This is a genomic window from Brevundimonas sp. SL130 (assembly GCF_026625805.1).
GTDB lineage: Bacteria > Pseudomonadota > Alphaproteobacteria > Caulobacterales > Caulobacteraceae > Brevundimonas.
In genome coordinates this window covers 2,929,274-2,942,711 of sequence record NZ_CP113064.1, presented here as the reverse complement: position 1 = coordinate 2,942,711, position 13,438 = coordinate 2,929,274, and the positions used below count along the sequence as shown (strand labels likewise).

The following is a 13,438-nucleotide window of genomic DNA, read 5'->3' as shown; positions in this document are numbered from 1 at the left end:
TCGTCATCCTAGGCCTTGTGCCTAGGATCCATAGACTCCGTCGAAGACGGTGCGCACCGGTGGACACCGGGAGTATGGATCCTCGGGACAAGCCCGAGGATGACGGGTTTGAGGGTTGAGGGGCGCTCATTTGCGACGCCCCCGCCCGACCGGCACGAACCGGATCGCCTGCCCGCCGCCGGGCGCCAGGGCCAGGGTCAGGACATCGGCCGACGTCACCTCGCGTTGCTCGATGACGATGTCCTCGCGCTTGCCGCGATAGTCGGCGTCGGGGCCGTCGCGGTAGATCTCGGCGCGATAGCGGCGCCCGTCGTCCAGGAAGTCGAGGTGGGCGGTCAGGACGCGCGGATGTTCGTCGGTGACGGCGCCCAGGGCCCAGACGTCCGACGCCCGGTCCTTGCGCGCAATGGCGACGTAATCGCCCATCTCGGCCGCCAGCACACGGGTCTCGGCCCAGTCGCAGGGCACGTCCTTGATGAACTGGAAGGGCGCCGGATTGGCCTCGTAATTGACCAGCAGGTCGGCCGCCATCTGGATCGGGCTGTAGATGACGACATAGAGGGCCAGCTGTTTGGCCCAGGTCGTCTGCACCCCGCCGGGACTGCGCGTCTCCATGCCGAAGATGCCGGGGGTATAGTCCATCGGCCCGGCGAGCAGGCGGGTGAAGACCAGGTTCGGCTCGTGCTCGGGCGGATTGCCGGGATCGCCCCAGGCCGAATATTCCATGCCCCGCTGACCTTCGCGGCTGATGATGTTCGGATAGGTGCGGCGCAGGCCCGTATCCTTGAACGGCTCGTGGGCGTTGATCGCCACCTTGTGCCGGGCGCCCGCCTCGACGACCTTCATATGGTGCTGGGCCATCGCCTGGCTCTCGTGCCAGGCCATGACCATCTGGCCGTCCGGTCCGGCGACGCGGGCGCCCTGGGCGTCGGCGACATAGCCGGTCTTGACCGAATGGACGCCCAGCCGCTCGTAAAGCGCCATGGCCGGTTCGAGCTGCTGCTCATAGTGGAAGGCGTTGCCGCCGGTCTCGTGGTGGCCGATCAGTTGCACGCCCTTGGACCGGGCGTGGGCGCAGACCGCCTCGATGTCGAAATCGGGATAGGCCTCGGTGAAGCTGAAGTCCGAACCATTGGCGAACCACTGGCCGTCCCAGCCCTTGTTCCAGCCCTCGACCAGAACCCCGCCGAAGCCGTGCTTGGCCGCGAAGTCGATGTGTTTGATCGCATTTTCGGTGGTCGCGCCGTGTTTGGGACCGGAGTTCCAGCTCTTCAGGTCCAGGTGCATCTCCCACCAGACCCCGACGTATTTCATCGGCTTGAACCACGACACGTCGCCCAGTTTGTTGGGCTCGTTCAGGTTCAGGATCAGGCTGGACTCGATCAGGCCGGCGGCGGTGTCCGACACCTGCAACGTCCGCCACGGCGTATTGAAGGGCGCCTGGCGCACCACGGCGGCGTTGGTCAGGCCCGGCGTCAGCTGGGTGCGGAACTTCGTCTCCTCCGAACGGCGCAGGTTCATCCCGGCGTAGTCCACGCAGGCGGCCTCGTGGATCGAGACGTGCAGGCCCGACTGGCCCCTGACTGTCATCGGCGTCTGGGCGCTGCCGACCGCGTCGATGGGGGTGCGGTTGTAGAGGTATTCCTCGCGGTTCCATTCCCAGGCGGGCGCCCACAGGGCCTCGCCGTTTTCAGCCAGGTTGAACTCGGTCAGCTCCGAACCGATGCGGACCGTCTTCAGCGCGGCCTGGTCCGGGAACTCGTAGCGGAAGCCCAGGCCGTCGTCATACAGGCGGAACACCACGTCCACCCGGCGTTGCAGGCCGCTGGTCTCGGCATAGCTGACCCGCCATTCGGTGTAGTGGTTGCGGATGAACCGGCGCTCGCCCCACGGCTGCTCCCAGGTCTCGTCCACCGTCACCGGTTGGCCGGCGGTGAGGGCCAGACCGCGCTCGATCGCCGGGGCGTCGGTCAGCAGAAAGCCCAGCTTCGACGGCGCCACGACCATCCGGCCCTGGCGCAGCACCGAATACATCGGCCGGCCGTCGTTGTCGGTAAAGGCCTCGACCGTCAGGACGCCGCCGGGCGAGCTGGCGCGGGCATGGACCGGGCTAGTCTGGGCCCGCACGCCCGTCGCGCCGAAGGCCAGGATCGAGGCGCCGCCGAGGGCCAGAAAGGATCTGCGCTTCATCATGGGAACTCCGTTACGCCGCCTCTTGCCAACCGCCGCGAACGGTGGCTGAAATGTTTGCAGAAAAATTTGCAGCCGGAACAGGCTGGCCTGGGGACCCGCGAGCTTGAGCCGCAAGACCACTCGACTTGAAGACATCGCGCGCCTGGCCGGCGTGTCGGTGGCCACCACCTCCCGCGCGCTGAACGACAGCCCCGCCGTCAACGACCGCACCAAACAACTGATCTGGAAGCTGGCGAAGGAGCACGACTATCCGTTCCGCCGCTACATGCCGGCCGGCCCGATCGGGGCCCAGGGCACGATCGCCCTGGTGACGCCGCGACCGCAGGGGCGAGAGGGCCGGATCTCGGATCCCTTCTTCCTGGAGCTGCTGGCCGGGGTGGGCGAGGCGGCGCGCGAACGCGGCTGCGACCTGTTGATGAGCCATATCTCGCCGGCCACCTATGACGAGCTGTCGGCGGCGATGAACACCAGCCGCGCCGACGGCGTGATCTTCCTGGGTCAGTCCAGCCTGCACGGCGCCTTCAACCGGTTGGCGGCGGGCGACCATCGGTTCGTGGTCTGGGGCGCCGACCTGCCGGAGCAGGACTATTGCTCCATCGGCTCGGACAACTTCTCCGGCGGTCGCCGCGCGACCTCGCACCTGGCGCGGCTGGGTCGCTCGCGGATCGTGTTTCTGGGCGATCTGGATCCGCCCGAGGCGATGCAGAGGCACCGGGGCTATCTGGAGGCGCTGGAGACGGCGGGTCTGTCGGTGGACGCCGACCTGATCGTCCCCGCCCATTTCGAGGTCGAGTCCGCCGAGGCCGCGGTGGACGCCCTGGTGCGTCGGGGCGTGAAGTTCGACGGCGTGGTGGCGGCCTCCGACCAGATCGCCCTGGGCGCGGTGCGGGCGTTGGAGCACGCCGGACTGACCGTGCCGGGCGACGTCTCGGTGATCGGTTTCGACAATGTGCCCTTCAGCCGCTATTCGCGTCCGGCCCTGTCCACCATCGCCCAAGACACGATGAAGGCCGGCCGGCTGATGGTGTCCAAACTGCTGGACCACGGGGGCGCGACGGCCGGTCGGTCGGAACGGATTCCCACCGACCTGATCGTGCGCGAGACCTGTGGCGGCTGACAGGCTCATGCCCGTCTGAAGACCAGTCCGGCCAGCGGCGGCAGGGCAGCGCCGTCGGCCTCGGTCCAGTTGATCGCCTCGATCCGCGTCGCCTCGACGGGCGGGCGCCAATCGACGGTGTCGTGACCCAGGTTGAAGACGCACAGCAGCCGTTCCCCGCCGCCGCCGCGTTCCTGGCGTTCAAACACCAGCAGGCCTGACGTCTCGACGACCTCCATCCCGCCGTATCGCAGCGCCGGATGCTGGTGGCGCAGCCGGATCATCCGGCGGGCGACATGCAGGGTCGAGGCCGGATCGGCCTCCTGCGCATCGACCGCCAGCGGCAGGTGGCGCGCATCGACCGGCAGCCAGGGCTCGACGGTGGAGAAGCCGGCGTTCTTCTGGTCCGCATGCCAGGGCATGGGGGTGCGGGCGCCGTCGCGACCCAGGGTCTCGGGCCAGTTGGCGATGGCCTCGGGATCGACCAGCCGCTCGAACGGCACCTCGGCCTGGGGCAGGCCGAGTTCCTCGCCCTGATAGACGAAGACGTTGCCGCGCAGGCAGACCAGCAGCAACAGGGCCATCTCGGCGAAGGCCTTGCGGTCCCGGCCCTGGGCCCAGCGCGACACCGCGCGGGGCGCGTCGTGGTTCGAGAAGGTCCAGGACGGCCAGCCCTCGCCCTGCTGGTCCGGCCACATGGTCTCGCCCTGGGCCACCAGTTCGCTCTTCAGCGTGTCGGCGTACAGATACAGGAAGCCATAGGCCGAGTGCAGGCGGTCCGCCCCGGCGGTATATTCCTTCATCTCCCGATCCGCGTGGTCGCCGCCCACTTCCGCGACCGTGAACCGGCCCTCATAGCTGTCGGTCAGGGCGCGGATCCGGTTCAGGAAGCCGATGATCTCCGGCTGGCTCTGATTGTTGATCTTGTCCTGGAAGTCGAACGGGCGGGTGCGCTTCTTGCCGTCATTGATCGGCGGATTGTCGGTCAGTTTCAGGTCGTGGATGGAGAAGTTGATGGCGTCCAGGCGGAAGCCGTCCACCCCCCGGTCCAGCCAGAACCGCGCCGCCGCGATCAGGGCGTCCTGAACTGCGGGGTTCCTGACGTTCAGCTGCGGCTGAGACGCCAGGAAATTGTGCATGTAATACTGGCCGCGCCGGGCGTTCCAGGTCCAGGCCGGGCCGCCGAACACTGACTGCCAGTTCGAGGGCGGCGAGCCGTCGGGCTTGGCGTCCTCCCAGACGTACCAGTCAGCATGCGGGCCGGTCTTTGACGCGCGGCTGTCCAGGAACCAGGGGTGTTCGTCCGATGTGTGGGAGAAGACCTGGTCGATCACGACCTTCAGTCCCAGAGCATGGGCGCGCGCCACCAGGGCGTCGAAATCGGCCAGGGTCCCGAAGATCGGATCGACGTCGCAATAGTCGGCGACGTCATAGCCGAAGTCCTTCATCGGCGAGGTGAAGAAGGGCGACAGCCAGATCCCGTCCACGCCCAGCGAGGCGACATGGTCCAGATGGGCGGTGATCCCCTTCAGGTCGCCGACGCCGTCGTTATTCGCGTCGGCGAAACTGCGCGGATAGATCTGGTACAGCACGGCGCCCCGCCACCATTCGGTGTGGGCGGTCGCCGGTCGGGCGGCGGTCGCGAGGTCGAGGGTTTGGGCGTTCACTGTGGGGCGCTCTTGCAGATCAGATAGTCGAGAGGAGGAATGCGGACGGCGTAGCTGGCGGGGGCCGAGGCCTGGGTCGTGCAGTCGCCGCGTACAGCTTGCCACCGCAGCGAGCCGGGCTCCACCTCCACTTGGGCGGTGACGGCGGCGCTCGAGGTGTTGAACAGAACCAGGGTCTCGCCGCCGGGTTCGTCGAGGCGCGACAGGGCGAACAGGCCCGGCTTGTCACCGGCCGCCCGCACGACCTGACGGCCGCGGCGCAGGGCCGGTTCGGCCGCGCGAATCCGGGCCATCTCGGCGATGGCCGTATAGAGGGGCGCCTCGGTCGAATAGGCCGGCTGGCGTCCGCCGATGGGGTGTTCGGCCGCATAGACGGCGGTCTGGCCGGCCCACATGTCCTGTCGCGAGTTTCCGTAACCGCCGGCCCCGGCGAAGCCCTGTTCGTCGCCGTAATAGAGGGTCGGCACGCCGCGGCTGAACATCATCAGGGCGTGGGCCAGTTTCACCCGGGCCAGGATCTCGGCCTCGTCGGCGGTCGGATTGGTCTGTTTCACGAAGAAGCCGACCCGGCCCATGTCGTGATTGCCCAGGAAGGTCGGTAGGATGGCGGCCGTATCGGCGCCCTTGGCGTAGACGGCGTCGGCGGCGAACAGCCGCGTCAGGGCGTCGGTCCCCGCCTTGCCCGAGGCGACCTCGACCGCCGTCTTTTGAAAAGGGAAGTCCAACACGGCCGGATAGGCGTCCACCCGCGTGAACCGTGCTGTCACCGCCGGGTCTGCGTCGAACACCTCGCCGAAGATGTGGAAGTTCGGAATCCCCCTGGCCCGCGCCCGCTCCAGCATGGCGGGGATGAAGGCCTGCCAGAACGCTGGGTTCACATGGCGGGCGGTGTCGATGCGGTAGCCGTCGATCCCGTACTTGTCGATCCAGCCGCCGAAGATGTCGATCATGCCCTGGACCACCACCGGGTCCTCGGTCAGCAGGTCGTCCAGACCGGCGAAGTCCCCGTCCAGCGAGCTTTCGCCTGCAAACGTGCTGTCGCCACGGTTATGATAGTGGATCGGGTCGTTCAGCCAGGCCGGAACCTTGGCCTTCTCCTCGCCCGCGGGAACATAGGGGCTGTAGGCGTAGTCGGGCCGGGTCAGGCGCGAGAAGTCCCGCCCGTCGAAACCCGCGTTGATCGCCGCCCCGCCCAGCCCGCCACGGCGGGTGTAGGGATAGTCGGCCCGGCTGCGGTATTCGCAGGGCCGGTCCGGGCACTCGCGATAGCGGATCACGTCGGCCGTGTGATTGGCGACGATGTCCAGATAGACCTTCATGCCCCGCGCATGAGCCGCGTCGACCAGGGCGCGCATCGCCGCCTCGTCGCCGAAATGCGGATCGACGGCGGTGAAGTCGGTGATCCAATAGCCGTGGTGGGCCGCGCCCGTGTAATTGCCGTGCGTCTGGACCGGCTTGTTCTTGAAGATGGGCGCCAGCCACACCGCCGTCGCGCCCAGGCCCTGGATATAGTCCAGCCGCTCGGTCACGCCGGCCAGATCGCCGCCGTGATAGAAGTCGGTGTCGGACGGGTCGAAGCCGCTCGTCAACCGCTCGGGCGCATAGCCGCCGTGGTCGTTCGACGGATCGCCGTTGGCGAAACGGTCGGGCAGCAGGAAATAGATCACCTCGTCCTGGGGCGGACGCTGACGCAGCGCGGTCAGGGCGTCCGGCGCAGCCGCCTGGGCTTGGACGGGTAGGGGAGAGGTCGAGGCCAGCAGGGCGGCGGCCATCATCACGGCGCGCTTCGGCGTCTTCCACTGTCGAGCAAGCGTCATCCTGTCGTCCTCCCCGTCCGGAAAGTGCAAAGCCTTCCAGATCGATTTGCAAGATTTTGCAGTCCCGGTGCGATGTGTCAACGCGCATTAGATTGCTGCGACGCAGCATTTACACAGCATGGAGTGGTGCAAAAGCGGCTGGATAGGGGCAATTGCATAGCTTGGCTCGCGGCGAAAATGCGCCGCAGAGATTAACTGCTTGCAAGAATGACAAATGTTTGCATATTTTTGCGAAGGCTTCGGTTGCGACATTCAGAATCGCGACAGCCTCAGGGAGGATGACCATGTCTCAACGTCTTAACCGGCGCGTGCGCCTGATGTCGGGCGCCGCATTCGGCGCCGCCATGCTGATGGCCGTCAGCAGCGTTCACGCCCAAACCGCCGACACGACCCAGGCCGACGAGCAAGCCGCCGAAGTCGGCGAGATTGTCGTCACCGGCATCCGCCGCTCGATCGAGGCCTCGATCTCGGCCAAGGCCAACAATACCTCGATCGTCGAAGTCATTTCGGCCGAGGACATCGGCAAGCTGCCGGACGTCTCCATCGCCGAATCCCTGGCCCGCTTGCCGGGCGTGACCTCGCAGCGCCTCGACGGCCGCAGCCAGGCCATCTCGATTCGCGGCCTCGGCCCCGATTTCACCACCGCCCTGCTGAATGGCCGTGAACTGGTCACCACCGGCGACAACCGCGGCGTCGAGTTCGATCAGTTCCCGTCGGAACTGCTGGGCAGCGTCGTCGTCTACAAGACTCCGGACTCCGCCCTGATCGGTCAGGGCCTGGCCGGCACCGTCGACCTGCGCACCGTTCGACCCCTGGCCTATGGCCGCCAAGCCATCGCCCTGAACTATCGTCACGAGTGGAACGACATCGGCGCCCTGAACTCGGGCACGACCGACAGCGGCGACCGCTACACGATTTCCTATATCGACCAGTTCATGGACGGCACCCTGGGCGTCGCGCTGGGCTACGCCCACATGAGCTCGCCTTACCAGTCCGAGCGGTTCAACGCCTGGGGCTACCCGACCTACAGCGACGGCAATCTGCTGACCGGCGGCGTCAAACCCTATGTCATGTCGTCGGAGCTGGAGCGCGACGGCTATATGGGCGTACTGGAATGGCGCCCGAACGATCGCATCCATTCGACGATCGATGCCTTCTATTCCGAGTTCAAGAACACCCAGGTCCTGCGCGGCATCGAATTCCCGCTGGCCTGGGGCGGTTCGGCTGGGGACTGCACCGTGAACGTGGCCTCGTCGCTCTGCCGCCCGGCCCCATCGCTCCGCTCGGGCTACACGGTCGAGGACGGTCTGATCGTCGCGGGAACCTGGGACAACATCAAGGGCGTCGTCCGCAACGACCTGAACAAGCGCGACAGCAACATCACGGCCCTGGGCTGGAACACCGAGTTCGTCGCCAACGACGACTGGACCCTGGGCCTGGACGTCAACTATTCGAAGGTCGAGCGGAAAGACATCATCCTCGAGACCAACGCCGGCACCGGGCGCAACATCAACGGCGCGCTGGACACCCTCGGCTTCGAACTGACCGATGACGGCGTCACCCGCTTCACCAGCCAGCTCGACTACGCCGACCCGACCCTGATCCGCATCACCTCGGCCCAGGGCTGGGGCGGGGACGTCATTCCGGGCGGTCAGGTCGGCTATATGAACACCCCGTCGATCGAGGACGAGATCAAGGCTGTGCGCCTGACCGCGAACCGCCAGCTGCATCAGAGCCCGTTCAAGTCGATCGACTTCGGCCTGAACTATTCGGAGCGCAACAAGACCTTCGTCAACGACCAGTACTATATCGGCGTCCCCGGCGGCGGCGACCTGTTCGTTCCGTCGGAATATCTGCTGGACCCGACCGATCTGGGCTATCTCGGCATCTCGCAGGTGCTCAGCTATGACGCTCTCGGCCTGGTCAACAGCGGCCTGCTTGACCTGGTCCGCAACCCGAACGCCGACGTCGCCGCCGGCAACTGGGAAGTGACCGAAAAGGTCTCGACCGCCTATGTCCGCGCCAACATCGACCACGAGCTGTTCGGCCGCCCCTTGACCGGCAATGTCGGCATGCAGTTCGTCTACACCGACCAGCAGTCCAACGGGTTCTCGGCCCGCCAGGTCGGTCCCGGCGTGTCGGAAACCATCGCCGTCAGCGGCGGCGTGGATTATCTGGAGATCCTGCCCAGCTCGAACTTCATCCTGGAAGTCGGCGACGACCTGTTCGCCCGCTTCGCCGTGGCCCGCACCTTGGCGCGCCCGCGGATGGACGACATGCGCGCCTCGCAGAACTATTCGTTCAATGTGGCGAACAACATCCCCAGCGCCCAGCCCGACAACCAGTCGCCCTGGGGCGCCAGCGGCGGCAATCCGGGACTTCGGCCCTATATCGCTGATGTGGCGGACATATCGATCGAGAAGTATTTCGCCAACCGCAAGGGCTATGTCTCGCTGGCGGCCTACTACAAGCACCTCGAAAGCTATGTTTATAACCATAGCGAGATCGTCGACTTCACCGGCTACCCGACCGGCGGCGTGACGCCGGTGATCAACCAGGGTCTGTCCTCGCGACCGGACAACGGCGACGGCGGCTGGATCAAGGGCGTGGAGTTCTCGGTTTCGGCGCCGTTCGACATCATCCACCCCGCCCTCGAAGGCTTCGGCGGAATGTTCAGCGCCTCCCAGACCGACAGCGAGGTCCAGCCCGATCCGAACGAGGCGCCGACCACCATGCCGGGCCTGTCGGAAACCGTCGTCAACGGCACCCTCTACTATGAGCGCTACGGCTTCCAGACCCGCGTCTCGGCCCGCTACCGCTCCGACTATCTGGGCGAGGTCGCCGGCTTCGGCAACGGCCGCACCCTGCGTTCGGTCGCGGCGGAAACCGTCGTCGACGCCCAGGTCGGCTACGAGTTCCAGTCGGGTCCGCTGGAGGGCCTGTCCATCCTGGCCCAGGTCAACAACCTGACCGACGAACCGTTCAAGACCTTCCAGAACGGCGATGAGCGTCAGACCATCGATTATCAGAGCTACGGCCGGACCTTCGCGGTGGGCATGAACTACCGCTTCTGATTTCTCCCCTGAGCAAACTTGGGCCGCTTCGGAAACGAGGCGGCCCATTTTCTTTGGGGCAGGGGCTATCCCCCAAACAAGGCCGCCGCAAACGCCTCGCCCGCCGGCGCCGCCGACTTGGGCCCCAGCACGGCGCTGGCCGCCTGGCCGCCCGACAGGATCCGCGCGCCGACCGCCCGCACGTCCTCGACGGTCTGGGCTTCCAGCTGTTCGGTCATCGACAGGCTGGCGCGGGGCGCGCCGAAGATCAGGGTCTGGGCGGCGTTGCGTCCCGCCCGGCTCATCGGGTTCTCGTCCGACATCCACAGCCCGGCCTTCATCACCGCCTTGGCCCGCGACAGCTCCTTTTCGGTCGGCCCGGTCTCGGCCAGGGCCCGCACCTCGCCCGCCGCCACCTGGGCCAGCTCTTTCGCCCGGTCGGCCGCCGCCCCGGCGTAGATGCCCAGCACCCCCGTGTCCTCATACGGCTCCTGATAGGCGTCGATGGCGTAGGCTAGGCCCCGCTCCTCGCGCGCGCTCTGGAACAGGCGCGAGGCCATGCCTCCGCCCAGGATTTCGCCGAACAGCCGCATCGACGACAGGGCCGGATCGGTCGCCGCCAGGGCCGGCAGCTGGAACACCAGATTGGCCTGTTCGATCTTGCGCGTCAGGGCCGCATGCCCGCCGACAAACAGGGCCGACGCCGGCGCCTCGACCGGGGTGGCGACCGCATGGCCGAACCAGCGCTCGGCCAGGGCCAGCAATTCGGTCTCGTCCACGGCGCCGGACACGGACACCACCATCCGGTCGGGCGAATACAGCCGCGCGCGCCAGGTCTCGACGCTCGCCTTGTCCGCCGGCTTCAGACTGGCGACCGACCCCAGGATCGGCCGGCCCAGCGGCTGGCCGGCGAAGGCCCGCGTCTGCACCATCTCGAACACATGGTCGTCAGGCGTGTCGAAGGCCTCGGCGATCTCCTGGGCCACCACGTCCTTTTCGCGTTCGATCTCGGCCGGGTCCAGCGTGGGCCGGAACACCAGGTCCGACAGCACCTGCATCGCCAGCGGCAGCGACCCGTCCAGCCCCCGCACCTCGAAACTGGTCCGCTCATAGCCGGTGGAGGCGTTGATCGTGCCGCCTTCGGCCTCGATCCGTTCGACGATTTCGCGCGCGGCCATGTCGCCGGCGCCCTTGAACACCAGATGCTCCAAAAGGTGCGACCAGCCGGAGCGATCCTCCGCCTCCCACCGCGCCCCGCCCTTGACGGTGACGACGACGGCTAAAGTCTTCAGGCCGGGCATGGGGTCGCAGATCACGCGAACGCCGTTGGACAGGGTGTGCAGGGAAGCCGTCAGGGGATGTCTTTCTTCATTCGACGTCGAAACAGGGCCACATAGAAGCCCGCCAGGGCAATCGCCAGTCCGAACCACGTCAGGGCGTAGCCGAAATGATTGTTGGAAAAGGCCGCCGGCGGCGCGGACGGCCGCAAGAGCGCGAACTCGGGATTGGTCGGGCTGACCGCGAACACTGCCTCGGGTCGCACCGGCCCGTGGACCTTCAGGGCCTCGGCCATGGCCGCCGTGTCGCGGCCGTAGAAGCGGCCGTTCGCCGGCGCCGGCGTCATGCCGCTCGGCGGATCAAAGCTGCGGAACTCGCCGATCAGCACCAGCGGCAGGCTGGTCTCGATCACGCGCGGCCGGGCCGACACACCGTCGGCGATGAAGCCCCGGTCGATCAGCAGGCTGAACGCCGCGCCGACCGGCTTGCACGCTGAGATCAGCCGCACCCCCGCCTCGCCGTCATGGATAGACTGCAGCTCGACATAGGGCGCGCTGGCCAGGCCCGGACAGACGATCAACGCCTTCCTGAACTCCAGATCGCCCTCAGCCAAAACCTGATCCAGCGGCGCAGGCGGTTTCGCCGCCGCCGCCTCGGACGCCGCGATCAGCCCCTCTTTCCACTTCAGCCGCTCGACCTGCCACAGGCCCAACCCGATCAGCAGCACCAGGGCCGCCACCGTCAGCACGGTCAATATCCAGGGAAACCGCCTCATAGATCCTCCTCCGTGGAGCGAAGCGGATCGGGGGAGGGGGACCGCGCAGCGGTGGAGGGGGCGGTTTGGTTCCTGTACTGCAAGCCGATCATCAGCCCCCGCCCCGGCCGCATCAGCGCCAGCGACAGGGCGACCACCAGCGGCAGCCAGACGATCAGGTGCAACCACATGGGCGGGTGGAATTTGATCTCCACCACCAGGGCCGAAAACCCGACCACAAACCCGGCGATCTGGATGATGAAACTGGCCGGTCCGTCGCCGGTCTGGATGGTGGCGTAGTCCAGGCCGCAGACGGCGCAGGCCGGTCGCACCTTCAGAAAGCCTGCAAACAGGGCGCCCTGGCCGCACCGGGGACAGCGTCCGCGCATCGCCGCCCGAACCGGCGTGTCGCAAACCACGACGGCGCGGGACGATCCCTCGTCCCGCGCCGTCTCGAGGTCTTCAGGACCGTCTTCGATCAACCGAAGACGACGTAGACGAAGGCGAACAGGAACAGCCAGACCACGTCCACGAAATGCCAGTACCAGGCCGCCGCCTCGAAGCCGAAATGCTTCTGCGGGGTGAAGTCCCCGGCCAGCAGGCGGATCAGGCAGACCGCGAGGAAGATGGTGCCGATCAGGACGTGGAAGCCGTGGAAGCCCGTCGCCATGAAGAAGATCGAGCCATACAGGCCCGAGTTGACCGCCTCCTCGTTGAAGAACAGGTGCTCGTGCAGGATGTGATGATATTCATAGGCCTGAACACTGGTGAAGAAGACGCCCAGGATCACGGTGATGACCAGGGCGATCTTGGCGCCCTTGCTGTCGCCGACCTGGATCGCGTGGTGGGCCCAGGTCACGGTGCAGCCGCTCAGCAGCAGGGTCACGGTGTTCAGCAGCGGCAGCTGCCAGGGCGACAGAACCTCGACCCCTTGCGGCGGCCAGGTCGACCAGGCCTTGGCCGTATCCGCCCAGGTTCCGATCTCGGGCGTCAGCGCCCGCGATTCATGGAACAGGGCCATGTCGAAGAACATCCAGAAGAAGGCGACGAAGAACATCACCTCGGAGGCGATGAACAGGATCATGCCGTAGCGCAGGCCGATCGACACGACCGGCGTATGGTCGCCCGCCTTGGATTCCTTGATCACGTCCGACCACCAGCCGAAGGCCGAGATCAGCACCCCCGCCAGTCCGGCGAAGAACACCCCCTGGCGTCCCTCGGCCAGGAAGTTGGCGGCGATCGGCCCATTCTCGGCCGGCGCCAGCCCTTTCATCCAGATCACGGCGCCGATGAACATGATAGTCGCCGCAATGGACGACAGCAGCGGCCATGGGCTTGGCGGCACGAGGTGATAGTCGTGGTGCGGAGCGGCGTGCGCGTCGGCCATGCGTTTCATCTCTATATTGGGCTGGCGATGAACTCGCCTTATCCCCCAGCTATAACCGCCGCTTTTGCGTCGCGCCAGTGCGCTGCCGTGTGCGCCGCCGTGTTTCCGCCTTGATCTCTGACCGCTCCCCGACCCGTCACCCCTGTCTGTTGACGGCCGTGTCTGATTGTCCGCCTTTCATCAACCACCCCGA

The 13,438-nt window shown here is 66.8% G+C and carries 9 protein-coding genes; 2 read left to right on the top strand and 7 right to left on the bottom strand.

Annotated elements, in window-relative coordinates:
• Window positions 1–126: 126 nt before the first annotated feature.
• The gene (locus OU998_RS14385; protein ID WP_267514343.1) at window positions 127–2,193 is read right to left on the bottom strand and encodes a glycoside hydrolase family 97 protein; all 2,067 of its coding nucleotides are present in this window, start codon (window positions 2,191–2,193) and stop codon (window positions 127–129) included.
• Between the two features lie 64 nt (window positions 2,194–2,257).
• On the opposite strand from OU998_RS14385, the gene OU998_RS14380 reads away from it, so the two are divergent.
• A complete protein-coding gene (locus tag OU998_RS14380) occupies window positions 2,258–3,310 on the top strand; it encodes a LacI family DNA-binding transcriptional regulator (protein ID WP_420709839.1) in 1,053 nt (350 codons plus the stop codon).
• A gap of 5 nt (window positions 3,311–3,315) precedes the next feature.
• Here OU998_RS14380 and OU998_RS14375 read toward each other — a convergent pair whose 3' ends face one another.
• Together OU998_RS14375 and OU998_RS14370 are read right to left on the bottom strand one after the other, a co-directional pair.
• Window positions 3,316–4,956: an alpha-amylase family glycosyl hydrolase gene (locus tag OU998_RS14375; protein ID WP_267514341.1), complete on the bottom strand. Its 1,641-nt coding sequence runs from the start codon at window positions 4,954–4,956 to the stop codon at window positions 3,316–3,318.
• Entirely contained in the window at window positions 4,953–6,773 is a 1,821-nt protein-coding gene (locus OU998_RS14370; RefSeq protein WP_267514340.1) for an alpha-amylase family glycosyl hydrolase, read from the bottom strand. Before OU998_RS14370 ends, OU998_RS14375 begins: the two co-directional genes overlap by 4 nt.
• Before the next feature lie 284 nt (window positions 6,774–7,057).
• Between OU998_RS14370 and OU998_RS14365 the strand changes: the two genes are divergently transcribed.
• Entirely contained in the window at window positions 7,058–9,847 is a 2,790-nt protein-coding gene (locus OU998_RS14365; RefSeq protein ID WP_267514339.1) for a TonB-dependent receptor, read from the top strand.
• A 65-nt stretch (window positions 9,848–9,912) separates the two neighbouring features.
• Here OU998_RS14365 and OU998_RS14360 read toward each other — a convergent pair whose 3' ends face one another.
• Genes OU998_RS14360 through OU998_RS14345 form a run of 4 tightly spaced genes read right to left on the bottom strand, consistent with a single transcriptional unit; the run spans window position 9,913 to window position 13,245 of the window.
• Window positions 9,913–11,127 carry a M16 family metallopeptidase gene (locus tag OU998_RS14360; RefSeq protein WP_267514338.1) on the bottom strand — a complete coding sequence of 405 codons (1,215 nt, stop codon included), beginning with the start codon at window positions 11,125–11,127 and terminating at the stop codon, window positions 9,913–9,915.
• 50 nt (window positions 11,128–11,177) lie between these two features.
• Complete coding sequence (locus tag OU998_RS14355) at window positions 11,178–11,879, bottom strand: SURF1 family protein (RefSeq protein WP_267514337.1); 702 nt, start codon at window positions 11,877–11,879, stop codon at window positions 11,178–11,180.
• On the bottom strand, window positions 11,876–12,340 hold the full coding sequence (locus OU998_RS14350) for a DUF983 domain-containing protein (protein WP_267514335.1): 465 nt from the start codon (window positions 12,338–12,340) through the stop codon (window positions 11,876–11,878). Before OU998_RS14350 ends, OU998_RS14355 begins: the two co-directional genes overlap by 4 nt.
• Window positions 12,337–13,245, bottom strand: a complete 909-nt coding sequence (locus OU998_RS14345; protein ID WP_267514332.1) for a cytochrome c oxidase subunit 3 — start codon at window positions 13,243–13,245, stop codon at window positions 12,337–12,339. Before OU998_RS14345 ends, OU998_RS14350 begins: the two co-directional genes overlap by 4 nt.
• Between the last annotated feature and the right edge of the window lie 193 nt (window positions 13,246–13,438).

Coding starts and splice junctions, on each gene's coding strand:
- OU998_RS14385 (WP_267514343.1), bottom strand. CDS start 2,193: ATGATGAAGCGCAGATCCTTTCTGGCCCTCGGCGGCGCCTCGATCCTG.
- OU998_RS14370 (WP_267514340.1), bottom strand. CDS start 6,773: ATGACGCTTGCTCGACAGTGGAAGACGCCGAAGCGCGCCGTGATGATG.
- OU998_RS14365 (WP_267514339.1), top strand. CDS start 7,058: ATGTCTCAACGTCTTAACCGGCGCGTGCGCCTGATGTCGGGCGCCGCA.
- OU998_RS14360 (WP_267514338.1), bottom strand. CDS start 11,127: ATGCCCGGCCTGAAGACTTTAGCCGTCGTCGTCACCGTCAAGGGCGGG.
- OU998_RS14355 (WP_267514337.1), bottom strand. CDS start 11,879: ATGAGGCGGTTTCCCTGGATATTGACCGTGCTGACGGTGGCGGCCCTG.
- OU998_RS14345 (WP_267514332.1), bottom strand. CDS start 13,245: ATGGCCGACGCGCACGCCGCTCCGCACCACGACTATCACCTCGTGCCG.